This window comes from Ligilactobacillus pabuli, assembly GCF_022836475.1.
GTDB classification, from domain to species: domain Bacteria; phylum Bacillota; class Bacilli; order Lactobacillales; family Lactobacillaceae; genus Ligilactobacillus; species Ligilactobacillus pabuli.
The window spans coordinates 87,434-110,957 of the sequence record NZ_BQXH01000006.1 but is presented as its reverse complement, the minus strand read 5'-3'; the positions used below and the strand labels follow the sequence as shown (position 1 = coordinate 110,957).

Genomic DNA, 23,524 nt, shown 5'->3' with positions numbered 1-23,524 from the left:
CGTCAGAAAAATTCGGTATCGGAGGAATGTTGCATGTCGTTAACAGCTAAGACCTCAACTGAAGAGTTGGTAAAAACAGTTATGAATCAGCGTTCTTGTAGTTATCAAGAGGCGATTTTGTTCCTGTTGCATTACGCACAGCGGGCAACTGATTAAGCTAAGCAAGACTGGTTTCAAGCCGTGGTTGCTTAGTTCCATTTAAAAGATAAAAGCTTAATTGCAATCAAAGCCGTGGTCAAATTGATCACGGCTTTTAGTTTGCCAAAAACCAGGCTGGAGCTGACTAAAATTAGCGGTAATTAAAGTTAGATTTATTTATGTGAAAATAATGCAAATAGTAGTTATTTTTTTATATTTTGTAAAATGTTGTGAACAATTAAACAAAATACTTAAAATAATTATGTGAATTAAAATGTACACAATCATTGATTTAAAGGCAATGTAAGGTGGATAAAATCCTAGCCCTTATTATGTTTCACTTGTGAAATGTGATAAAAAAGATATCTATAATTGTTATTGAAATAAATCACAAAGTAGTGTATTATGATGGGGTAGAAAGCGTTTAACAGAACGCTTTCAAAATTGGGGAGGTTATTGATTATGATGAACACAGTTGATGAAACACAGACTTCTGCTTGGAGCGGCTTTAAGAAAGGCCAATGGCAAACAGAAATTGACATTCGCGACTTTATTGAGAAAAACTTTGTGCCTTACGACGGCGATGAATCCTTCTTGGAAGGACCAACCGACGCAACAACGACATTAAATGACAAGTTAACTGACTTAAAGATGAAACAACGGAAGGTTGGCGTCTTAGATGCTGATACTAAAGTTGTTTCGACGATCACTTCGCATGGCCCTGGCTATTTGGACAAAGATTTGGAAAAAATTGTTGGTTTGCAAACTGACAAGCCATTGAAACGTTCATTGATGCCACAAGGTGGGATCCGGATGGCCGTTGACGCTTTGGAAACAAACGGCTACAAGATCGACCCAGAAGTTGAATATTTCTATTCTAAAGTTCAAAAGACTCATAACGAAGGGGTCTTCGATGCTTACGATGCTGACATTCGTCACGCTCGTCACAACAAGATCTTAACTGGTCTGCCTGATGCTTATGGTCGTGGCCGGATCGTGGCTGATTTCCCACGGATCGCTTTATATGGGATCGACCGCTTGATTGCTGGCAAACAAGAAGACCTGGACTTGACCGGTGACGGTGAAATGACAAGTGATGTGATCGAACAACGTGAACACATCTCAGATCAGATCAAAGCTTTAAAAGATATGAAAGAAATGGCCAAATCATACGGCTGTGATATTTCTAAACCTGCTACTAATGCCCAAGAAGCTATTCAATGGTTATACTTTGGTTATTTAGCAGCTATCAAGACTCAAAACGGTGCTGCAATGTCAATCGGCCGGATCGATACCTTTGTTGATATCTTTATCGCTCGTGACTTGGAACGCGGCGTCTTAAACGAAAAAGAAGCCCAAGAATTGGTTGATCAATTCACGATGAAACTACGGATGGTCTTCTTCATGCGGACACCAGAATATAATTCACTCTTTACTGGTGATCCAATTTGGGCCACACTTTCATTGGCCGGAACTGGTTTGGATGGCCGTCATCATGTTACGAAGACAGCTTACCGTTTCTTGAATACTTTGCATAACATGGGTGCTGCACCAGAACCAAACATTACTTTGCTCTGGTCAGACAATTTACCAACACCATTTAAACGCTATGCATCAAGTGTTTCAATTGAAAGCTCAACTATTCAGTATGAAAATGACGACTTGATGAAACGTCAATGGGGAACTGACTACTACGGCATCGCCTGCTGTGTTTCAGCACAACCAGTTGACTCCGGGGTACAATTCTTCGGTGCCCGGGCTAACTTAGCTAAGACCGTTCTTTACGCCTTGAACGAAGGCCGTGACGAACTGACTGGCCAACAAGTTGGACCTGAATTAAAGAAGATGAGCTCAGAATATATCGACTACGATGAATTCATGGGTAAATTAGACAAGATGATGGATTGGTTAGCTGATGTTTACGTTAACGCTTTGAACATCATTCATTACATGCACGACAAGTATTACTATGAATCAGCTCAGTTAGCTTTGAAGAACACGAAGTTGGACTACACCTTCGCTACTGGTCTTTCAGGCTTGTCAGTTGCTGCCGATTCTATTTCAGCTATCAAGTATGGTCATGTTAAAGCAATCCGGAACGAAGACGGTTTGACAGTTGGCTTTAAGGCTGACAAAGATTACCCTCGTTACGGGAACAATGATGACCGTGCTGACGAGATCGTGGTTTGGTTAGTTAAACAAATGTATCAAAAGATGAATACTCATCATTTGTACAAAGATGCTCAACTATCAACTTCAGCTTTGACGATCACATCAAACGTTGTTTATGGTAAGAATACAGGTGCTACACCAAATGGCCGTGAATTAGGCGAACCATTTGCACCAGGTGCTAACCCAGCTTACGGCGCAGATATTTCTGGGGCATTGGCTTCATTGTTATCAGTCGCTAAGATCCCTTACAAGTATGCAACAGACGGGATTTCTAACACATTTGCTGTTACACCAACAACATTGGGTAAAGTTGAAGATGAACAAGAAGACACATTGGTAAACATGATCGATGGTTACATGAAGAACAGCGGTCATCATATTAACGTTAACGTCTTCAAACGTGAGACTTTGATCGATGCACAGAAGCATCCAGAACAATATCCAACATTAACAATTCGTGTTTCTGGTTACTGTGTCTACTTTGCTGATTTGACTAAGGAACAACAAGATGACGTTATTTCCAGAACATTCCATACTTCAATGTAATTGTTAGTGACAGTTATTTAGAAGCAGGGGGTTAAGAGAGAGATTATGAGTACAGAAACTAAAACTAGAATTAGAAAAACCAGAAAAAGGAATCCACGCTTACGCCCCTTACCGATGCGTGATGGACAAGTTGAAGGCTACGTGCATTCGATTGAAACTTTTGGTGCAGTCGATGGACCTGGGATTCGCTTTGTGGCCTTTATGCAGGGGTGTAACATGCGGTGCAAGTTCTGCCACAACCCAGACACTTGGAAGAAGAACGTTGGGGATAAAATGACTTCAGATGAAGTTTTGAACCAGGCTTTATCTTACAAGGATTTCTGGGGTGACAAAGGCGGCATTACCTTATCTGGCGGGGAAATTTTGTTACAGATCGAATTTGCGACAGAACTCTTTACCAAGTGTCATAAACTAGGTATTAGTACCTGTTTGGATACGTGTGGTCAACCGTTTACTAGACGTGAGCCCTGGTTTAGTCAGTTCAACAAACTACTGGATGTAACAGATATTGTTTTGTTGGATATTAAGCACATTAACTCTGCGGAACATCGCAAGTTAACGGGTTATCCCAATGAAAATATTCTAGATCTGGCTCGTTATCTTTCTGACATTGGTAAGCCGATGTGGGTCAGACAAGTCCTGATCCCAACCATTACTGATAACCCTAAATTTTTGACGGAAACCAGTGATTTTGTCAAAACCTTGCATAATGTGGAGAAATTTGAAGTTTTGCCATATCATACAATGGGTGTGCACAAGTATGCTGAAATGGGTGTTAAGTACCGTTTAGACGGGATCGAACCACCATCTGATGAGCACGTTGCTCGTGCGCAACGACTACTACACTGTGCCGATTATCAAGGTTATCGTGATTGGCAACCAGGTGATTCTACGCTGGAAAAACCGGTTAGTTAAACGGTTAAATTACGAAGCTCAGTTATTAAGACTGGTGCAACTGTGAACGAAGCAGTTGCACCAGTTTTTTTTAGTCTGATTCGTGCAAAGATTTGTAATAGTAGGTGTAACAGTGGCATAGATCGAGCACTGCTCAGTTGAAACGATGTAAGCAAAGGCCAGACAACAGCCCGAAATTTAGCGTCCAAGCAGTGAAATTCTATGACTAAAATTGTAGTGAATGTTCCGTAATTGATAGAAATGATGACGACATCCAGACTGTCATTCATTTAAAAGCGTACGAAAAACGATTTCATGGTTTTAAAATTAAGATTTACATTGTTAAAGAACGGGACTAGTGGTAAAATTTAAACATCAATTAGTAAATATCGAACAAGGGGACAGAATATTGGAAAACACGGATAAATCGATCACCAAAAATTTAATTTTGGGCTTGCAGCATTTGCTGGCAATGTACTCAGGGGATATTTTAGTTCCTTTGCTGATCGGTGGGGCACTAAACTTTAGCGCCAAACAGATGACTTACTTAGTATCAATGGATATCTTTATGTGTGGGATCGCCACACTCCTGCAGTTAAAACGGACGCGCTGGACCGGAATTGCAATGCCAGTCGTTTTGGGCTGCGCGGTGGAATACGTGGCACCATTACAAAATATTGGGAATAACTTCGGTTGGGGTTACATGTATGGGGGGATTATCGCAGCCGGGATCTTTATCATGCTGATTGCGGGACCATTCGCCAACTTGCGGCGCTTTTTCCCACCAGTCGTAACTGGTTCTTTGATTACATTGATCGGTTTTACCTTAATTCCAGTAGCTTTCCAAAATTTGGGCGGCGGTGACGCTAGTGCCAAAAGTTTTGGGACACCCGTGAACTTACTATTGGGCTTTGTTACAGCGTTGATCATTATTGTGATCAATATTTGGGGTCGTGGTTTCTTCAAACAGGTTTCCATTTTAGTGGGGATCTTATTGGGAACTTTGCTGGCAATCGTGCTGGGTAAAGTTGGTTTTGCTTCAGTTAGTGAGGCTAACTGGTTCCAAGTGCCAGTTCCGTTTTACTTTGGTGTTCCTAAGTTTGAATGGTCCTCAATTGCTACGATGCTACTGGCAGCTCTAACATGTATGATCGAATCGACTGGGGTTTACTATGCCTTAGCTGATGTTACTGGTCAAAAATTAAGTACAGAAGATATGAAACGCGGTTATCGTTCTGAAGGTTTGGCTGCAATTTTGGGCGGGATCTTTAATACCTTCCCATACTCAACTTTCTCACAAAACGTGGGGATCGTGCAGTTATCTGGAATCAAGAAATTACGTCCAGTTTACTATTCAGCTGGATTACTGTTGTTCTTAGGTTTGATTCCTAAGTTCGGTGCGATTGCAACTTTGATCCCTAGTTCAGTTTTGGGCGGAGCGATGCTAGTCATGTTCGGGATGGTTGGTGCGCAAGGAATCAAGATGTTATCTGCAGTGGAAATGAATAATAAAAACTTATTAGTCATGGCCGTTTCAATTGGGTTAGGGTTAGGTGTGACAACACAACCGGCCTTATTCCAATTCTTACCGGCTCAAGTTCAAACAATTTTAGGAAACGGGATGGTTGTCGGTAGTTTCGTCGCTGTCATCTTAAACCTCTTATTAAACCATACAAGTTTGAAAGACCAAGTCGAAGAAGAAAACTAAATTATTACAGTTTTGTGAACAGCATTTTTCCCCAGTCGGGTGGAAGATGCTGTTTTTTTGGTTGGGTTACATAATGCTTGGGAGTTAACCGCTTTATTCCGCTCTGTTTTTCATAGTCGAGCTGCGTGAAACAGAAAGTTCCGCCTATCTAAACCTGAGGTCAATGCCAAAAGCGCATTAACTCTCAGGCTCCGATAGTGCTCGCTTTCTAACCGTTTCACTCCGCTCTGTTTTTCTAGTCGAGCTGCGTGAGGCAAGAGATTCCGTCCATTTAAACCTATGAACCAATGCCAAAAGCGCATTAGTCCCTAGGTTCTAATGATACTCGTCTCTTAACCGCCTCACTCCGCTCTGTTTTTCTTAGTCGAGCTACATAAAGCAACTCCTTCCGCTTATCCAAGCCCAACCTTCAATGCCGAAATCGCATTAAAGGCCAGGCTCCGATAATGCTCGGGAGTTAACCGCTTTATTCCGCTCTGTTTTTCTAGTTGATTTGTGAGATAATAAATTTGCAAAAGAATTGTTGTGGGGGGAAAGAGATGTTTACTTTACTGATATTACTAGCTGAAAGACTAGGAATCATTATGCTGCTGGCATTTTTGCTGGTAAATACGCGTTTTTTTAGAGGTTTGTTGGAAACAAGAACAGTGAAGACTCAAATCTGGTTAACTGTAATTTTCTCACTATTTGTAGTGATTGCTAACCTGACTGGGGTCGAGATCACTAATTCCAAGGAAGTCGTGACGCCGCTGATCATTACGGGACTGCCTCAGTCTGATTCGATCGCCAACACTAGGATCTTAGTGATCACTTCTGCTAGTTTGACCGGAGGACCCGTTGTGGGGATGCTGGTCGGCTTAGTTGGTGGTTTGCACCGGGTCGTCTTTGGCGGTTTTTCTGATTACTTTTATATTATTAGTTCAATTTTGATTGGTTTTGTGATCGGAGTCTGGGGCGACAAGGTTAAGGGTGCCAAACTTTACCCATCAACTCCTTGGGTCGCACTCTTATCTTTTTCGGCGGAGTTGATCCAGATGAGTTTCATCTTTGCCTTCCATGGAATTGGATTGATCAAACTGATTTTTGTACCGATGGTGTTGCTAAACACCATTGGAGCCTGTCTATTTATTGAAATTTTGAAGACGTACTTGTCAAATGAACGGCAACTACGAGCGGTACAAACCAAAGATGTTTTGGAACTGGCAAATAAAACCCTGCCGTATTTTCGCAAGGGATTAAACTTTGATTCTGCCCAACACGTGTGCCAAATTATCAAACAGTACACAAACTTTGATGCCGTCGGGTTGACCGATACTGACACTGTTCTAGCGCATATTGGTGCTGGCGCAGATCATCATATTGCTGGGGAGCCAGTCTTAACTGATTTGTCCAAAAGTGTCATTGCTAAGGGTGAAGAAAAATTAGCTTATAGTCGAACTGAAATTGGGTGTCCGGTCGCTGACTGCCCGTTAAATGCCGCCATCGTTTTACCTTTACGGGTCAACGATGAAACGGTGGGAGCCCTAAAGTTTTACTTTAAGGATCGCAGTAAGATGACTGTTGTGGAAGAAAACTTGGTGAATGGGCTCGCCTTAATTTTTTCAGGGCAATTAGCGATCGGGATTGCTGAAGAACAGACGAGTTTGTTAAATGAAGCTGAGATCAAGGCGTTACAGGTCCAAATTAACCCGCACTTTTTCTTTAACGCTATTAACACAATTGGGGCGTTGATGCGCGTCAATGTTGACCAAGCACACGAAGCATTAATGCAGCTAAGTGCCTTTTTCAGGTCGAGCTTGCAAAATGGTCAAGAAAAAGAAGTCACCTTAGAACAAGAAAAAAAGCACGTGGACGCTTATATGAGTATTGAAAAAATGCGTTTCCCTAACAAATTTAACCTGAGCTACGATGTCGCTGTTCCAGAAAATGTGTTATTACCGTCATTTTGTCTCCAAGTTTTTGTGGAAAATGCGGTGCGGCACGCATTTGGAAATAAGAAAAAAGATGATCGAATTGCGATCCAAATTCGACCGGTCGATGAAGACTCGTTTGAAATTGCGGTCAGTGATAACGGAAACGGAATCGACTCACAAGTCTTAGAGATGATCGGGCAAGAACCAATCGTTGAAACTAAGGGCAGCGGGACTGCTTTGTATAACTTAAACCAGCGCCTGCAAGGCTTGTATGGGGCAAAGAGTAAACTGCAGATCAGCACAAGTGAGAATGGGACGACTTTCAAAACGGTCATTCCACTGACATATCAGGAAGGGGACTGTAAATAATGCAAATTCTACTAGTTGATGACGAGCCTTTAGCCAGAGGAGAACTGGAGTACTTAATTGGCAAAAGTGCTAGCTTGAAGAATGTCGATTTCCAAACTTTTCAGGCTGAAGATATTAAAGAAGCGCAGGGGACGTTGTTAAAACACCGGATCGACTTGATTTTCTTAGACATCTCCTTGAACGAAGAAAATGGGTTTGAACTGGCAGAAGAGCTCAAGCAGCTATCATACTCACCGTTGATCATCTTTGCGACAGCTTATGATGATTACGCTGTCCGGGCGTTTAACGTTGATGCACTGGATTATGTTTTAAAGCCCTTTGAACAAGAGCGTATTGATCAGGCACTCGGCAAGGCTTTAAAGACCCTGCAAAGCGAGCCGACAAAGACTCAACCTGCTCAACCGGTCAATGATATGTTAAGCATTGAGTTAGCTGACCGGAATGTGGTGATCAAGAAAGATGATTTAGTGGCTGCAACTGTTAGCGAAGGCATGCTGACGATTTCGACGGCCAACAATGAATATGTAACTAAAAAGACTTTGGCTTGGTTGAAAGATAAGATGACTGCAGCGAAATTTATGCAGGTTCATCGTAATAGCCTGGTCAATGTTGAAGACATTAAAGAGGTTCAACCGTGGTTTAACCACACGTCGTTATTGATCATGAATAATGACGTTAAAGTGCAAGTGGGCCGTTCTTATCAAAAGGAACTGGGCCAACGTTTAGGCATGTAAAAGACAGAGCGAGCAAACAAGGCTTAGGATGTAGAAACGTTGAAGTAAACGTGGTTGCATTTTAAACCTTGTTTTTTGCATTTCAGCACAAAAAGGCCCAATAATTCTAGCCTTGGCTTAAGATATAACATGTAAGCAAGAGAGAGAATTAATCTAAGTTAAGGAAAGGGCTTGAGTGACTATGAAGAACAAGAAAGAAACAAAATCAGCACCAATTTTATTCCAGATGATGATCTATGCGGCAATCCTATTTATTTCGCAGATGATCTCATCAATGATGCCAGCGTCATTTCCTGTACCAACACCAGTGATCGGGCTGGTACTGTTATATGTTTTGTTGACAGCACACGTGATTAAAATTGAATGGGTCGATTCATTCGGCAGTGCGATGATCTCCATGATCGGTTTCTTGTTTGTTCCTTCTGGGATCTCATTGGCCGCTAACCTTGACATTATGAAGGCACAAGGAGTTCAGTTAGTACTAGTAATTTTGTTGGCAACCATTATCTTATTAGTAGTAACCGCATATACAGCACGGGCATTTGGCTGGATCAAACAAAAATTCGGCGAACGCCATGCAGAAAGTCAAGTTTCACAAAGTACAGTAGGAGGGGACAAACAATGAGTTATCTAACTAATCCGCTTTTTGGTGTTTTCTTATCACTAGCCGTTTTTATGATCGGACAATGGCTGTTCAAAAAATCAAAAGGGTTTTTCTTATTTCAACCACTGTTTGTTTCCATGGTACTAGGGATCGTCATTTTGGTAATTTTGGGTAAGACATTTGGCGTTGATACAGCGCAAGTTTACACGCAGGCTTACAAACCAGGTGGAGACATCATCTTCTGGTTTTTGACACCAGCAACGATTGCGTTCGCTGTTCCGTTGTACAAACGGAATGACGTCGTTAAGAAAAACTGGGGGATCATCTTATCCAGTTTGATTATCGGAACTGTCGTTTCACTCTTTGCCATTACGATCGTCGCTAAGGCATTTGGCTTGGATAAGGTTGGAGTTGCTTCAATGTTGAGTCAATCAGCTACAACAGCGATTGCTTTGCCGCTGACCACGGCAATCGGCGGTAATGCTTCAATTACTGCGATGGCATGTATTTTAAACGCTGTGATCATTTATGCATTAGGTAAGCAGTTAGTTAAGTGGTTCAAACTTAAAGATGATCCAGTCGGCGCTGGTCTTGGACTTGGGACAGCCGGCCATACGATCGGTTCAGCTTTCGCCTTGGAAATGGGTTCGGCAGAAGGCGCCATGGCAGCCGTTGCGGTAGTTGTGATCGGCTTAGTTGATAACATGTTGATCCCAGTTTTTGCCCACGTGATCGGTTTATAGAAACTTGAATAAAATCAAAAGGCTATCTCGCACTGATAGGAGAAAATATCAGGACGACCTAGCCTTTTTTTGATGGCCTTAGCTGATAAAGTCTGAAATTTTCCACTTAAAATAAGTTTGGCAAAACATTTTTTGAATTTTGATTGAACCGTTTTCAATTTTGGTTTAAATTATATAGGAGGGGGAATTTATATCATGGACGTATTTATTGCAGATCAAATACCAGAACAAGCTTTACAAATTTTACGGGAGAACAACTTGAGCTTTGAAATGTATCAGGGCGAAAAGCTGATCGACAAGGCAACTTTGTTAGCTAAGGTTGCTTCAGTCAAATACCTGATCACACCATTATCCACGCAGGTGGACCAAGATATTATCGACGCTGCACCAAACTTGCAGCTGATCGCTAATTTTGGGGCAGGAACTAACAACATTGACTTGGACTACGCCGCACAAAAGGGTATTCCAGTGACAAACACACCGTTTGTTTCCGCAGTTTCGACGGCGGAAGTAACGATTGGCTTGATGTTGGCTTTGTCACACCGGATGGTTGAAGGTGATTCCTTGATGCGGGGCGCCGGTTTTAACGGCTGGGCACCACTCTTCTTTTTAGGTCACCAGTTAGAAGGCAAGACCTTGGGAATTATCGGCTTGGGCCAAATTGGTCAGGAAGTCGCTAAACGGATGCATGCGTTTGACATGAAGATCGTGTATACGCAACGCACTCAAGCTCCAGCAGAATTGGAAGAAAAACTGGGTGCAACTTATGTCACCAAAGATGAATTGTTGAAACAAGCAGATATCGTCACCTTGCACATTCCTGCCACTCCAGCAACTAACCATTACTTAGGTGAACGTGAATTTAAGCTGATGAAGAATTCAGCAATTCTGATCAATGCAGCACGCGGACAAGTCATTGACGAAAAGCTGTTGCCTGAAATGCTGAACCAAAAAGAAATTGCCGGTGCAGCTTTGGATGTTTACGAAGCAGAACCAGCAGTTAGTGACGAACTAAAGGCCATGAAGAACGTGATCTTAACCCCACATGTTGGAAATGCAACAGTTGAGGCACGGGACGCCATGGCAGAAATCGTGGCTAAAAATGTTTGTGCAGTCTCCAAGCAAGAAACTGCCAAGTATATTGTTAACGACGTTAAATAACAACAGCGAAAAACGAGTGACAGAAAGTAGTTTTGCATAAAGCAGAACTGTTTTTGGCACCCGTTTTTTCTTAGCATTAACAAGGAGGCGACAGAATGGCACATTACGTGGAAGTGGCACAAATGGCGGGGTATCGTTTGTTGGCGGATGCTGAAACCTTACGAATCAAGCAAGCTTTTGTCAAAGGCGGGTCCGTTGAGGAATACCAACTGACGGCCACGCAATACATGCAGCTGTTAGACCAGGTAGAAGAATATATACAGCAAGCCAGGCATGTCGGCAACCAGGCGGAGGAATACCGCTTATTGGCCAAACAGCGTGGGATCGAGCATGAGTTGCGCCAGTGGGATACGCCGGTAAAAAATCACAGAGTGAAGTGAAACGGTTAGAAGGCGAGCATCAGCGGAATCAAGGGACAAATGCGTCTTTGGCATTGGTTCCTGGGTTTGGATAAGCGGAAACTTCTGTTTCAAGGAACTCGACTAAAATTAGTGTTAGTAATTGCTAAAAGTTGAGCAACATGGTTTAATAGAAATTAATACGATTTCATTTGAGCAGAGGAGGAACTAAATTTGGGTCAAATCGCAAAAAACGTGGTGTTAGGTTCCGTGGGTGCAGCAGGGGTATTTTTAGCTTCAGCTGCTGTGACAGAAGCTTCTAACATACATACAGTTGTTCAAAACGATACAGTTTGGGCTTTAGCACAAAAATATGGTGTTTCAGAGCAGCAAATTGAAAGTCAAAATCACATCGATCCACAAAGTCATGTGATCTATCAGGGTCAAAAATTAACGATCACTGGTGAAAAAACACCAACACAAACACCAGCAGCTAAGACCGGTAACTATACGGTCCAGGCCGGTGACAGTTTATGGACGATCGCCCAGAATGCTGGAATTTCAGTGGCACAATTACGGGCAGCTAATCAGCTGGGGCCGGATGCCGCCATTATTCAGCCTGGCCAAGTGTTGACAGTCGCTGGGCAGACTGCTGCTCCGGTAGTCAGTGTGCCAGCTGCGCAACCAGTGCAGGAAACTCCAGCACCGGCAGAGACCACAGCACAACCAACAGAGTCAGTTGCTAAAGAAACGCCAGCAACACCGGCACCGGCCGTCAAAGAGGCTGCTGCACCTGTTCAACACCAGGCACCAGTTCAACCTGCTGCGCCAGCAACGCCAGTAAAGGCCCAACCAGCAACACCAACGACTCCAGCAGCACTTGTGCAGCAGTCAGTTGCTAAGGCGGCACCAAGTCAACCAGCTGCTCAACCGAAAGCACCAGCAGCTCCGGTCAAATCAGCACCGGTGAGTCAACCCGTTGCTAAACCGGTCGCTCAGCCAGTTGCCAAACCACAGGCTAAGGCACCGGTCAGTCAGGCACAGCCAGCAGTACAAAATGATGAGGCAGCAGCCAAAGAATGGATCGCTCAAAAAGAATCAGGCGGTTCATACACTGCTCAAAATCATCAGTACTATGGTCGTTACCAGTTAACTGATACTTATTTACACGGTGATTACTCCGCAGCGAACCAGGAAAAAGTTGCTGATTCATATGTGAATAGTGTCTATGGTACATGGAGCAACGCCAAACAATTCTGGTTGGAAAACAACTGGTACTAAAAATGCATGATTTCAAATAAGTCGCCTTTTATAATAGAAAGGGCGGCTTTTTTTGACTGACTCCAAATTATAGTCAAAATATTTGAATTTAAGTTTGTTTTTCTAACAGCAGCATGTTAATATAATTTTAAAGAGTAATAATTACTATTTAAGGGAGAGAAATCAATGTTGTCAGCTAAGCATCACAAGTCCCTCGGAATTGCATTTTTGTTAGTAATCTTAACAGTTGTTGGAGTGGGGTGTTCGAAAGAACCCACTGCTAAGTCAGCTGATCAAGGGCTGAAGATCACGACCACAACTGATTTTTATGGTGAGGTTGCCCGGGCGGTAGTTGGTAAGAAGGGTACAGTTACGTCGATTATTAACCAACCGAACGTTGATCCGCACGATTATGATCCAACCCCAAAGACTGCGAAGACCGTAGCCGGTTCACAGTTAGTCATAGCGAACGGTTTGGGATATGACAGTTGGATGAATAATTTGGTGAAAACTAATGATAGTCAAGCCAAATACTTGAAGGTTGGCGAAAACGTAGCGGGTAAAAAAAGCGGGGATAATCCGCATGTGTGGTACGACCCGCAGACTATGCCGAAGTTAGCCCGGAAAATTGCTCAAGTACTTGGCAAAAAACAACCAAAAGATCGGGCTTATTTCGAAAAGAACGCGCAGAAATACATTGATTCACTGCAGCCAATGCAAGATAAAGTCGCAGCCTTAAAGAAAGTGGCTCAACAAACTAACAATAAGAATGTCTATGTTTCAGAACCAGTTTTTGATTATTCGATTAAATCGATGGGCTTTCGTGTTGGTGACCAAGAATTTGAAAATGCGGTCGAAAAAGGGACAGACCCGTCACCGCAAACCATTAGTGCAATGCAAAATAAAATTAAGCAGGGTAAAATCGCCTTCTTTGTTTATAATTCACAGGTCAGCGATAAAACTGTGAATAACTTTGTGACTTTGGCTAAGAAAAATCAGGTACCGGTCTTAAAAGTTACCGAAACTTTACCAGCTAAGAAAAATTACCAGGAATGGATGACTGGTCAATATGATCAACTCTTAAAGATCTTAGAACAAGGACATTAATTGCACTGAGCCGTACTGGCATTAATTTGCCTAGTACGGCTTATTTTTTAACCAGAAAAAAGCTGCCAGTCTTAATTTCAAGCTGGCAGCCAGTAAGTATTTTAATTGATTAATGAAGTTCCCAGGGATAGTCCACACTTAGTTGGTCATTGAATGCTTTTTGAGATTTCAAGCTGGCCATTCTTTCAGCCTGGCGGGCTTCATAACCGGCATTGATCATTTTTTCTTCCGCTGTTTCCGGAATAATTTTTTCGAGGGAAATACTTTTGTCGGTCACAACAAAAGTTAGGAAAGAAGTTAGGCCGATATAGCGTTCACCAGTCGTTAAGCGTTCACCAATAATTTTGGCAAAGACTTCGACTGAACGTTTGCCGCAGCCGCTGACATAAGTTTCGATACAAAATGAATCACCCAGGGCAAACGGGGCGATAAAGTTGGTTTGATCCATTGAAGCAGTCACGTTAATGCTTTGTGCCAAACGGGATGAGGAAATTGAAGCAGTTCCATCCAGCATTTCTAGTAAACGGCCGCCATAGACAGTTTCGTGTTCGTTTAAGTCCCCCGCCAGGACACGGTGATTAGTAATAGCCAAGGTGTCGCGGCATGTCATTGATTTCGACATAAAAATTCCTCCTAAAGTAGTGCAATTGCTAAAATTTAGTGGTGATCAGTAATGACTAAATTTTAGCTAACTTAAATGTTGGCTCAGTTTGCCGGATTAACTACTAGTTTTAGTGAGGACGTTTCAGGTCTAGAGGTTGGTTGGGCATTAGAAACTGTCGTAAAATTAGTGAATAAAGTTGACAAAAGAGTTTTTCAAAACATAAGTTTAGAATAATTATAACGAAAATCAACCGGTTAGTAAACGTTTACGCAAGGCAACTTGAAACTCCTCTATAAATTTAGCGTGGGCGGCTTTTACGGTAAAAAACGTCGGCAATTACCTGGGCGGTCACGTAGCCTAAAGCGATGGCCCCCGCGACCATCGCGACGTGAATTGTCTTGGAGACTGCCACTGTTGTTTGGGCATTGATGAAGGCGGCTAGGGCTTGATAACCGCTTGCTCCAGGAACTAGCGGAACCAAACCGGTACTAAACATAGTTGTCGGCATTTTCTTTTTGATCGAACAAAAAATTCCGAGTAATCCGACTAACAAGGCAGCCAAGAAGTTGGCTAAAATTGAACCTAACGCTAGTCGGTAAATTGTCCAGTATAATAACCAGCCTAACATTCCAATCAAGCTTGAGGTATGTAGGGCTTTTTTAGGCATGTTAATGAAGAGACCAAAGGTGAAAGTCCCAAGGTAACTAAAACTAAGTTGAATGAATAAATGATAAAAAAACATGACTGACTCCTTTACTTACATATAGCGTAGGATCAAACCAACACCAAATGCGATCGCACTTAGAATAATTAATGATTCCATGAGTCGCTCAATTCCAGACAATAAATTGCCTTCAAAAATATCGCGCATGGAGTTGATCATGGGAATCCCCGGCAATGGCGGCATGATGGCCCCAATAATGATGTTTTCAATATTAACACCAAGGTGTAAACGGACACCGATCACGGCACATAACCCAACAGTCAGTGCGCCAAGAAATTCGCTCATAAAGCGGATCCGAACCCGCGAACCGACATAGTAGGTCACTAAATAGCCGACGGCACCAGCGAAAAAGGCCAGCGGGAAATCAGCCCAGTTATAGGTCTGGGTAAAAATAAACATGAAGAAGGCTCCTTCAAAGCCAGCGCCAATCGTTTGCAGCCACAGTGGGTACTGTGGTCGTGCATTTTTTAAAGCCAATAGTTTTTCTTCTAATTCATCTAACGTCAACTGGTCTGCGGTGTATTGCCGCGATAAAGTGTTGACTGAGTTAATGTTATCCATGTTGATCCCGCGCTTTTCGACTTGCATAAAGCGGGTGTAGGGGGTGTCTTTTAAGTTAACTAGTAGGCCGGTCAAACTAGTGAAGGCTTCCGTTTTATTGTTAACTGAAGCATGGTCCACGATCCGTTTGGTAGTATCTTCTACCCGCCACATTTCTGACCCAGCCTCAACAAGGATCTTTCCGGCCAAAACGCCGACGTCAATTGCTTTATTTTCCACTGTGTCATTCCCCCAAGTCTGTTTTTTTAATGAGTTACGCAAAGCGGCTTCTTCCGCTGATAAGGTTCTGCCTTCAATGCCTAAAATGCATTAAAGGTCAGGCTCAGATAGTGCTCGAGTCCTCCCGACTGGCTCCGCTCTGTGATCTGCGAAATCGTTTTAGCAAAACAAGATAATTATACTCCTAGACTAGATATTCTCGAAGTCTTTTTGTGCTAATTTTTGATTAAAGTCCATGTTCAACCGGTTATTTTAAAACTAGCGCGGCTTTCACAAACTAATAGGTCACAATGACAAACGTTCGGCTTTTATTTACAAGTTTTCAGTAAAACGTTATACTGAAAGAAGTATTTTTTGATGAGAAGAAAGTCAGTAATTTAGAAGATGACTGGCCTGGAATTAATTTGTCAAAAGAACATGGGTTTACTAGAAGAGAAAGAGGGATTTATTTGTATTTAGCTGTAAATGTGGTGGGTTTAGTAATTTTTCTAGTACTTGGATGGCTTCTTTCTAAGGATCGGTCCAATATTAAGTGGAAAGCTGTCGGAGTGATGGTAGTAGTTAACCTAGTTTTGGCTTGGTTCTTAACGAGCTTTTCGATTGGGAGAACGATTGTCGACGTCGCAGCCAAAGGGTTTAATGAATTAGTGAGCGTGGCTTATACAGGAATTGCCTTTGCCTTGCCAAGCATGGTCAACGTCAAACAAATGGACTGGTTTGTTCAGGTCCTCTTGCCAATTCTGATGATCGTGCCGCTCTTTGATATTTTGACATACATTGGGGTGTTGCCATGGATCATTAAATGGCTTGGACGCGGCTTATCCAAACTAACAGGTCAACCACGCTTTGAATCTTTTTTTGCCGTTGAAATGATGTTTTTAGGCAATACTGAAGCACTTGCCGTTTCTTCACTGCAATTAAAGCAAATGAAGGCACAACGGAACCTAACGATCGCGATGATGTCGATGAGTTGTGTGACCGCTTCAATTGTTGGTTCATATACGCAAATGATGCCAGCTGCTTATATTTTAACTGCGATTCCGATCAACGTGATCAACGCTTTGATCGTAACTTCTATGTTAAATCCAGTCACAGTGACTGAAGAAGAGGATACGATCGCCACAATGAGTGGGTCCGCAACAGCGGCTGACGCTGAAGAAAATAAAGAAGCAGCTAAGAAAGAACCGTTCTTTTCATTCCTGGGTGATTCCATTTTAGGTGCTGGTCGTTTGATTTTGATCATCGCTGCTAACGTGATCGCCTTTGTAGCTTTAGCTGCTTTGATCGACAAGGTCTTAGGCTGGGTCACTCCATGGTTATCTTTGGAACATATTTTAGGGATCGTCATGTATCCATTCGCCTGGTTGATGGGCTTGCCAGTTAACGATGCCTTCCAGTTTGCGCAGTTCATGGGTGAAAAATTGGTCACCAATGAATTTGTCGTGATGGGTAAAGTAACTAAAACAATTGGTACAGCAGCCTTTTCACCACATTATCGGGCAGTCTTGACAGTCTTTGTCACGTCTTTTGCTAACTTCTCCACGGTCGGAATGATCATTGGGGCGTTCAAAGGCTTGGTTGACAAAGAAAAGAACGACGTCATTGCAGGTAATGTGTTGTACATGTTGTTATCAGGGATCTTGGTTTCATTGCTGTCAGCAGCGATGGTTGGGATGTTTGTGTGGTAAAACGTGCAATAAATCAAATATGAAAACTAGTCTAGTACGTTTAATTGAATAGACTAGTGTAGAGCTGCTCAAGAGTAAGATCTTGGGTAGCTTTTTTAATACAAATGATTACGGATGGCTGGGGGAAAAGGGTACAAAAAACTCTGACTTTTAACGAGCAAGCCAGAGTTGAAAAATTAAGCTGTGAAGTATAAAAGATACTTTCAAAGAATATTAGCTGGATATTTTATTGAGCAACATCGTATTCGATTTCCTTGATCCCGGTATTCATCAGGTCATAAGGACTGTGCATTTTTTCTGGGGTCCAACTAGCAATTCCTACTACTAGCAAGATTTCCAAATTCTTTAAATTAACAGCTTCCCGTAAATTTGCTTCAAAGTTGGCTTTAATTCTTTCTGCAGCCACTTTAGCACCATCTTGATTAGAAAATAGCAGGATCGCCCAGGTGGGGTCATTTTGTTCAAGCAGATAAACGACATCATTATTTCGCGTTGTAGTAGTGATCGTTTCAGAAACTAACTTTAACAATTCCAGGTATTGTTCGTTACTCATCATTTTACGAATTTCTTTGTAATAGCGGATACGAATAATTACCGTTGTCACTGGTAAATTAAAGCGACGGTTAGTTTCTAGAAAGACTTGAGCGTCTTGGATATAAGCAACCGTGGTCCGTAAGTTAGTTTCCTCATCAAAGGCTCCCCGTGCCATAATATCTGCCCGTAATTTAGCATTAGATTTTTGCAGTTTAATTTGGTTATGATTCATGCCATAAAAGGTGGCTGAAAGTAACAGCGGCATAATCAACCAGAAAATCATTAAGACTGGGATTTCTGAATGTTGAATCGTATTTAAAGCAATCATTACGAGGATCTGTCCAAAAATAAACAACAGATTAGCAGATAAGCCTACGATCAGACCAAAGAAATAGGTCAACAGAATTAAAATAACCGTTAAACCGAGATACAGGGTGTTTAGCCACACGTTTTGCGTTAAAGTCATTAAGACTGCCGTGATACTAAACAACGCTAAGAAGAGCAGAAGATAAAGATCTGCGCCTAAGGAAACTCGTTGATCATCTTTCATAACGTTATTTCTTCCTTTCCAGTAGTCCGTTTTTGCGTAAGGCTAGCAGTAGTGCACCCAGGATAATGATAATAGCCACTATTGCACTGCCTAAATAGAGTAGTAGTTTAGAATTCTTTTGAACAGTTGTTTTAAAAGCTGCTTTCTTATTTAGTGACTGATGTTTCTTAAAGCGGTAGCCATAGTGATTATTATCTTGGTCAACAACAATTGTATCGCCTTGATATTGAGAAATATTTTTCTGAGCATTGATCTGCGTGGATGCCAGGTAAACATCACGTGCTTTAGCAGCGGTGACGACCAATAATCCTGCTTGATTATTATAAGGAGAACGTAATAGTTGAACAGTTCCGATGTTTTGACCATACTGTTTCTCAATACTCATTTTTTCATTAGACAAAAAGCCGTGTTGTTGTTTATCAAATTGAAAATACAATTTTGAGTTTAGCTTTTTGATTAATTTATTTTGTTGAGGTGTTCCAAAGGCAATAACGTTACTATTTTTCAGAACTGATTGACTAGGCTGATGACTATAAAATTTAATTTGGCCACCATTGCTTTGTGCGTAATTCCCAATTAAGTTAAAGATGTTAGTCAAAGTTTGGTAATCGTAAGCAGTTAATTTTTCGGGACGAACGACGGCAATTTGATTAAAGGTCGAATCCTTTAAGAAGAGATAAGGGTAATTCGACAATAATAAGCTATCGACCGGCCTTGAATGAATTTCTGCCTGTGAATTAGCTAGGACAAGAGCCCAAGGAGTTTGAGCATTATCTGCACCATTTTGTTGACTAGTTTCTAAGTCAAAAGCAACTCGTACTGTAAAACTATGGCCCAAAGCCTGTCCTTTAGGTAACTTAACTGTTAGTTCATCATGATCAGCTTTTGCAGCTGACAAACGCTTGCTGCCCAAAGGAGTATCGTTGACATAGACTGTTGCTAGAGAACGTTTAAAATCGAGATTCTTAGCGTAACGAAAATGAACCCGGATCTCAGAGCCGTCAGCATTGGTTCGGTCAACTGGCAAACTAACAAAATAAGTCCGTGATTGATGTTTAGCACCCGTCAAATAATCATCCTGTGTAGTCAGTTGAGTACTGCTGCCAGTACTTAGCTCAGAGGTAAATGTTTGAGTATTTTCATTGATATATTTAGTGCTGGCACTAGTTTGTTGCATCAACTCTTGATTAGCGATGAAACGACTGGCTTTTTGCAATAACTTATTTTTTAAAGAACTGACAATTAAATAATGCTGATTGTCATGTGAATAGGTCTGAATAACTGCGTTTTTATTCAAACGAGTTTTGTTCAATTGTTTTTGGAACTCAGGCGCTAAGTGGGCATATGTTCCAATGACTAATTGATATTCTGCATTCTTTGCAGCTGCACTCTTAGGAGTTGTTAACGGCAGCAGACTGTCTCCGGCTGCAATTGTACGGGATTCTCCAGCCAAAGCGTACATTCCGGCTGTTAGCTCAGCGTTGGTTGCCTGCTTAGGCAAAACAATTGCCGAGTTTTCCGTGCTAATGGTATCTGTACCCGAGAAGTGAGCGTTAAAAGAGTTGATCGCATTGGTTGGTTCCTGTAATTGATATTCAAAATTAGCGTTCGCATCTTGGTAAATCGTTAACCAATTTGCTGGTGTTTGCTGAACTTGGTAATTTTGTTGGTCAGTTTTATTCAGGATCTGTCCGCTTATTTTTAACTGATTTTGACCTTGTAATAGTTTTAAAGGAACCTCAACTGTTTTAGTCTGGAGACCAGTTCTATTTTCTGGACGGAATGAATAGAACTTTGTTCCGTTTAAAGATAGAGTAATGTCTGAGGTTTCCGTATTTGCCAATTGAGAAATTTGAAAGTTAAAATTAATTGTTAACTTTTTGACATCCCAGTAACCCATTTTAATAAAATACATGTTGGCTTCAACTGAATCACCAGACAAAGTTGTTGTTGGATTTTGAAAGGGGACTGTATAAGTTTTTAACTCATTAGAATTAGCTGCTGGTGTCTCAGCCGCATGACTGACACTTGGGCGAAGACTTAAGCTGCTTAATATGCTGACTAATAATACTAGGGCTAATTTAACAAATAGTCCCTGATTAATACCGTTTTGTTTTGTACCATTTTGCTTGTTTATGAAAAATTTGTTCACGAACATATCCCACCATTCCATTTGTTGCCACTGCTAACCACATTTGACTATAAACAACATACATACAGATAATTAACATTAAATTTTTAAAATTCATTTCACCTTTTTCGGTTGTGATAGTTATAAAAGTACTAATGACGAAAGCTAGGATAGCTAAGACCCAGAGAGTATTGCTAAAGCCAACTAGGTCAGAATGAACATAGCCTGCTACTGATAGTACAAACATAACGTCTGATAAGATCAACGACGTCATCAACAGAAAATAAATTGATAAGAAATACAACAAATCAAACCGAATTTTACGGCCGGCTTTTGTAAATAATAGCCGAGCATTTTTTAAGATCACATAGATATTGCCTTTGACCCAGCGTGTTCGTTGGTGAAACCAAACGTCTAAAGTTTGCGGCTCTTGTTCCCAAGTGACCGCTAAGGGCTGAAAGGCGATACGATAGCCCATTTGGTAAACTCGAAAGCTAATTTCAGTATCTTCTGCTAAGGCTTTAACATCCCAACCGCCTAATTCTTCTAAAATATTTCGTCTGATGACATAATTTGTTCCCGGGATCGTGCATAATTTAAATAACTTTTCCCGCCCAGCTTGTGCCATCCATTGAAATGATAAAGTTTCAATGTTGATAAAGCGAGTTAGCAACGAGGCGTCTTTATTTCTAGTTCTAAATTTTCCAATCACTGCAGCTTTTTTGTCATCGTTCATTAATTCTGCGACTAAATAACGTAAAGCACTGCGCTGTGGCGTATTATCCGCATCGTAAATCGAAATTAAAGAACCACGGGCTTGTTTCAGACCAATATTAAGTGCGTTAGATTTACCTCGTCCACCATTAGTTTGGTCGGTATTGATCACGGTCAAATTCCGATGTGGGTATACTTTTTGCATTTCAGCCAATAATTCAGCTGAATTGTCATCGGAATTGTCGTTGATAATAATGATTTCATATCGTTCTTTGGGGTAATCAAAGTTCAAGAGCGATTGTAAAGTTTTAACGATCACAACACCTTCATTATGGGCAGGAACCATGATCGATACGAATGGAGGATCTGCTGGTAATTCTGGTGCAGGTTGTCGCGATTTTTGCAGATAATTAATGTAGCCAGCAACAGTCAAAATTAGGTTAACAATTAAAATTCCCCAGATAGAAAGTATAGCTGCAAAAAGAAAATAGTCTAAAACTGTAATATCGATCCCTCCTTTAACGTTTGAACATCTTGACGTAAATTCGTCGTCCAACAAAAATCAATAAACCAAAAATAATAAAAGCAATTACAAAAAAGAACATTAAAACGGTCCCCTGAGCCTTAAAAAAGCGGTTGACCCACAGTTCTCTTGGCTTGACAGCTTTTAAAGTTTGAGCTTGCTGGTGTTGTTCTTTAATTTCTTGCGCACGACCGTTTAAAAAGTAAGTGCCTGCTCGATAACTGATCGTGGCAGTCCCGCTGTTGATCATAGTCGGTGTCATTTGAGCCGCTGGATCAAGCCAGTGATAGTTCATTTGTTCAATGCGACGTTTTAAATCGGTTAAACTAGTTTGACTGTTAGGCATTGTAAAGGTTAAAGCTGTGGGAATTGCAAACGATGGAGCTGCTAAACTTAATGGTTGTCCACTATCGGATGTATTAAATGATGCTGCACTGACTCCGTAAAATGAATTTTTAAAGGTCATTGACTGGTTGTCTTGGTGCGCATATTTGACAGTAGTGGGGTTAGGCAACAACAATGATTGGTCAGCTTTTGTTAAAGCATTCTCACGGTAAACTTGGTCTTGATTCCAATAGGCTGGAGCGCTAATGCCAACTGGAAAAACCTGATTTTGCGCAGACTGAATAATATAACTATCCATCAGACTATTTAATTCGGGACCGCTGCTAGACATTACACCACCGACAACGGGGGTTTTTAAGAAAATAACTCCACCACGATTTTCCACGTGTCGTAACACTTTGGTGAAACGTTGAAAAGCATGGAAATTACTTTTACCCTCTACCGTGGTAGTACTGATAGCAAATGGAAGACCTTTGCTATACAACCATTGGCTTAACTGGTCTAATAATTCCATGTTTGAATAGGGAGTTACCTTGGTAATTGTTAATAAGGGCTGGTATGTTGAATTTCCTTTCTGGTTGGCAAATAATTTAGCAATTGTTCTAGTTGCGAGCATTAAACTATAACCGCCAGTATTAAAGTCAGGCAAATAGCCGTGATTACCTACAATTGTTCCATATGGATACTGTCGTAAAACACTCGACTGCGCCTTTAAATGGCCAATCACTTGCGCATTTGCGGGTAAATTAGTTAAAACTGTCAGTGATTGTTGAAAAGGTAGTAGTTGTTGTAATTTGTCATTTTCACCAGTGAGAAGCAGCTGTTGTTGATAGATCTTTTGCGGGGTTGCTTGCAATCCAGCTGTTTCCTCACTGGTTAAATTAGGTCCGACATGTAACTGAGGACCAGTAAAATTTTGCCGGTCACGTAAAAAGGACGTGTTAGTCAGTTTCATTTGCTGCCAGTTAATGAGAGTAATGACTCCCTGATAATGTGACAGTTGGCCCGCATGATACTCGACAGCAGTTTCTGTTTTAACGTTAATTTGGAGGCTAGTTAAAATTCTTTGAATAGCTGCAATTTTAGTTTCTTGCTGGTGGGCCTTATTTTGTGAATCGTATACCAGTAAGACACGATTACTGGTAGTTTGCTCGGCATGAGCAACTATTGGAAACAAAAACAGGCTGAGCATAGTGATGCTTAAAATCAGCAGCCGCCCAAGGTGCTTAGAGTTATGCATATCG

General features: G+C 41.4%; 20 protein-coding genes. 13 read left to right on the top strand and 7 right to left on the bottom strand.

Annotation, left to right across the window (positions count from 1 at the left end):
- Window positions 1-33 precede the first annotated feature (33 nt).
- The 12 genes from LPAF129_RS11195 to LPAF129_RS04495 all read left to right on the top strand — a co-directional run bounded on the left by LPAF129_RS11195 (window position 34) and on the right by LPAF129_RS04495 (window position 13,687).
- Window positions 34-156 carry a hypothetical protein gene (locus LPAF129_RS11195; protein ID WP_265747191.1) on the top strand — a complete coding sequence of 41 codons (123 nt, stop codon included), beginning with the start codon at window positions 34-36 and terminating at the stop codon, window positions 154-156.
- Window positions 157-600: 444 nt separating this feature from the next.
- A complete protein-coding gene (gene pflB, locus LPAF129_RS04545) occupies window positions 601-2,856 on the top strand; it encodes a formate C-acetyltransferase (protein ID WP_244054972.1) in 2,256 nt (751 codons plus the stop codon).
- Window positions 2,857-2,901: 45 nt separating this feature from the next.
- A complete protein-coding gene (gene pflA, locus LPAF129_RS04540) occupies window positions 2,902-3,771 on the top strand; it encodes a pyruvate formate-lyase-activating protein (protein ID WP_244054971.1) in 870 nt (289 codons plus the stop codon).
- A 388-nt stretch (window positions 3,772-4,159) separates the two neighbouring features.
- Window positions 4,160-5,458, top strand: a complete 1,299-nt coding sequence (locus tag LPAF129_RS04535) for a nucleobase:cation symporter-2 family protein (RefSeq protein WP_265747190.1) — start codon at window positions 4,160-4,162, stop codon at window positions 5,456-5,458.
- A gap of 539 nt (window positions 5,459-5,997) precedes the next feature.
- The gene (locus tag LPAF129_RS04530) at window positions 5,998-7,740 is read left to right on the top strand and encodes a LytS/YhcK type 5TM receptor domain-containing protein (protein ID WP_244054970.1); all 1,743 of its coding nucleotides are present in this window, start codon (window positions 5,998-6,000) and stop codon (window positions 7,738-7,740) included.
- Window positions 7,740-8,474, top strand: coding sequence for a LytTR family transcriptional regulator DNA-binding domain-containing protein (locus LPAF129_RS04525; RefSeq protein ID WP_244054969.1), 735 nt, complete (start codon window positions 7,740-7,742; stop codon window positions 8,472-8,474). The genes LPAF129_RS04530 and LPAF129_RS04525 overlap by 1 nt, the downstream gene beginning before the upstream one ends.
- A gap of 181 nt (window positions 8,475-8,655) precedes the next feature.
- On the top strand, window positions 8,656-9,099 hold the full coding sequence (locus LPAF129_RS04520; protein WP_244054968.1) for a CidA/LrgA family protein: 444 nt from the start codon (window positions 8,656-8,658) through the stop codon (window positions 9,097-9,099).
- Window positions 9,096-9,821, top strand: coding sequence for an antiholin-like protein LrgB (gene lrgB / locus LPAF129_RS04515; RefSeq protein ID WP_244054967.1), 726 nt, complete (start codon window positions 9,096-9,098; stop codon window positions 9,819-9,821). Before LPAF129_RS04520 ends, lrgB begins: the two co-directional genes overlap by 4 nt.
- A gap of 192 nt (window positions 9,822-10,013) precedes the next feature.
- Window positions 10,014-10,982 carry a 2-hydroxyacid dehydrogenase family protein gene (locus LPAF129_RS04510; protein WP_244054984.1) on the top strand — a complete coding sequence of 323 codons (969 nt, stop codon included), beginning with the start codon at window positions 10,014-10,016 and terminating at the stop codon, window positions 10,980-10,982.
- A 95-nt stretch (window positions 10,983-11,077) separates the two neighbouring features.
- On the top strand, window positions 11,078-11,362 hold the full coding sequence (locus tag LPAF129_RS04505) for a hypothetical protein (protein WP_244054966.1): 285 nt from the start codon (window positions 11,078-11,080) through the stop codon (window positions 11,360-11,362).
- Window positions 11,363-11,554: 192 nt separating this feature from the next.
- Window positions 11,555-12,601, top strand: coding sequence for an aggregation-promoting factor (gene apf / locus LPAF129_RS04500; protein WP_244054965.1), 1,047 nt, complete (start codon window positions 11,555-11,557; stop codon window positions 12,599-12,601).
- 165 nt (window positions 12,602-12,766) lie between these two features.
- Window positions 12,767-13,687 (top strand): metal ABC transporter solute-binding protein, Zn/Mn family, encoded by a 921-nt coding sequence (locus LPAF129_RS04495; protein ID WP_244054964.1) that lies wholly within the window; start codon window positions 12,767-12,769, stop codon window positions 13,685-13,687.
- A 109-nt stretch (window positions 13,688-13,796) separates the two neighbouring features.
- On the opposite strand, the gene LPAF129_RS04490 is transcribed toward LPAF129_RS04495, so the two are convergent.
- The 3 genes from LPAF129_RS04490 to LPAF129_RS04480 all read right to left on the bottom strand — a co-directional run bounded on the left by LPAF129_RS04490 (window position 13,797) and on the right by LPAF129_RS04480 (window position 15,795).
- The gene (locus LPAF129_RS04490) at window positions 13,797-14,309 is read right to left on the bottom strand and encodes an acyl-CoA thioesterase (RefSeq protein ID WP_244054963.1); all 513 of its coding nucleotides are present in this window, start codon (window positions 14,307-14,309) and stop codon (window positions 13,797-13,799) included.
- Window positions 14,310-14,589: 280 nt separating this feature from the next.
- On the bottom strand, window positions 14,590-15,033 hold the full coding sequence (locus LPAF129_RS04485) for a threonine/serine exporter family protein (protein ID WP_244054962.1): 444 nt from the start codon (window positions 15,031-15,033) through the stop codon (window positions 14,590-14,592).
- A gap of 15 nt (window positions 15,034-15,048) precedes the next feature.
- Window positions 15,049-15,795, bottom strand: a complete 747-nt coding sequence (locus LPAF129_RS04480) for a threonine/serine exporter family protein (protein ID WP_244054961.1) — start codon at window positions 15,793-15,795, stop codon at window positions 15,049-15,051.
- Window positions 15,796-16,244: 449 nt separating this feature from the next.
- Here LPAF129_RS04480 and LPAF129_RS04475 point away from each other — a divergent pair, with 449 nt between their 5' ends.
- Window positions 16,245-17,483, top strand: a complete 1,239-nt coding sequence (locus tag LPAF129_RS04475; RefSeq protein ID WP_244054960.1) for a NupC/NupG family nucleoside CNT transporter — start codon at window positions 16,245-16,247, stop codon at window positions 17,481-17,483.
- A 226-nt stretch (window positions 17,484-17,709) separates the two neighbouring features.
- On the opposite strand, the gene LPAF129_RS04470 is transcribed toward LPAF129_RS04475, so the two are convergent.
- The 4 genes from LPAF129_RS04470 to LPAF129_RS04455 are packed head-to-tail and all read right to left on the bottom strand — an operon-like array spanning window position 17,710 to window position 23,520.
- Window positions 17,710-18,567 (bottom strand): diguanylate cyclase domain-containing protein, encoded by an 858-nt coding sequence (locus tag LPAF129_RS04470; RefSeq protein ID WP_244054959.1) that lies wholly within the window; start codon window positions 18,565-18,567, stop codon window positions 17,710-17,712.
- A gap of 4 nt (window positions 18,568-18,571) precedes the next feature.
- Entirely contained in the window at window positions 18,572-20,740 is a 2,169-nt protein-coding gene (locus LPAF129_RS04465; protein ID WP_244054958.1) for a cellulose biosynthesis cyclic di-GMP-binding regulatory protein BcsB, read from the bottom strand.
- A complete protein-coding gene (locus tag LPAF129_RS04460; protein WP_244054983.1) occupies window positions 20,667-21,917 on the bottom strand; it encodes a glycosyltransferase family 2 protein in 1,251 nt (416 codons plus the stop codon). The genes LPAF129_RS04465 and LPAF129_RS04460 overlap by 74 nt, the downstream gene beginning before the upstream one ends.
- 13 nt (window positions 21,918-21,930) lie before the next feature.
- Complete coding sequence (locus tag LPAF129_RS04455; RefSeq protein WP_244054957.1) at window positions 21,931-23,520, bottom strand: hypothetical protein; 1,590 nt, start codon at window positions 23,518-23,520, stop codon at window positions 21,931-21,933.
- Window positions 23,521-23,524: the final 4 nt, after the last annotated feature.

Bases quoted from the DNA above. Each gene is read 5' to 3' on its own strand.
- LPAF129_RS11195 (WP_265747191.1), top strand. From the start codon at position 34: ATGTCGTTAACAGCTAAGACCTCAACTGAAGAGTTGGTAAAAACAGTT.
- pflB (WP_244054972.1), top strand. From the start codon at position 601: ATGATGAACACAGTTGATGAAACACAGACTTCTGCTTGGAGCGGCTTT.
- pflA (WP_244054971.1), top strand. From the start codon at position 2,902: ATGAGTACAGAAACTAAAACTAGAATTAGAAAAACCAGAAAAAGGAAT.
- LPAF129_RS04530 (WP_244054970.1), top strand. From the start codon at position 5,998: ATGTTTACTTTACTGATATTACTAGCTGAAAGACTAGGAATCATTATG.
- LPAF129_RS04525 (WP_244054969.1), top strand. From the start codon at position 7,740: ATGCAAATTCTACTAGTTGATGACGAGCCTTTAGCCAGAGGAGAACTG.
- LPAF129_RS04520 (WP_244054968.1), top strand. From the start codon at position 8,656: ATGAAGAACAAGAAAGAAACAAAATCAGCACCAATTTTATTCCAGATG.
- lrgB (WP_244054967.1), top strand. From the start codon at position 9,096: ATGAGTTATCTAACTAATCCGCTTTTTGGTGTTTTCTTATCACTAGCC.
- LPAF129_RS04505 (WP_244054966.1), top strand. From the start codon at position 11,078: ATGGCACATTACGTGGAAGTGGCACAAATGGCGGGGTATCGTTTGTTG.
- LPAF129_RS04495 (WP_244054964.1), top strand. From the start codon at position 12,767: ATGTTGTCAGCTAAGCATCACAAGTCCCTCGGAATTGCATTTTTGTTA.
- LPAF129_RS04490 (WP_244054963.1), bottom strand. From the start codon at position 14,309: ATGTCGAAATCAATGACATGCCGCGACACCTTGGCTATTACTAATCAC.
- LPAF129_RS04485 (WP_244054962.1), bottom strand. From the start codon at position 15,033: ATGTTTTTTTATCATTTATTCATTCAACTTAGTTTTAGTTACCTTGGG.
- LPAF129_RS04470 (WP_244054959.1), bottom strand. From the start codon at position 18,567: ATGAAAGATGATCAACGAGTTTCCTTAGGCGCAGATCTTTATCTTCTG.
- LPAF129_RS04465 (WP_244054958.1), bottom strand. From the start codon at position 20,740: ATGGAATGGTGGGATATGTTCGTGAACAAATTTTTCATAAACAAGCAA.
- LPAF129_RS04455 (WP_244054957.1), bottom strand. From the start codon at position 23,520: ATGCATAACTCTAAGCACCTTGGGCGGCTGCTGATTTTAAGCATCACT.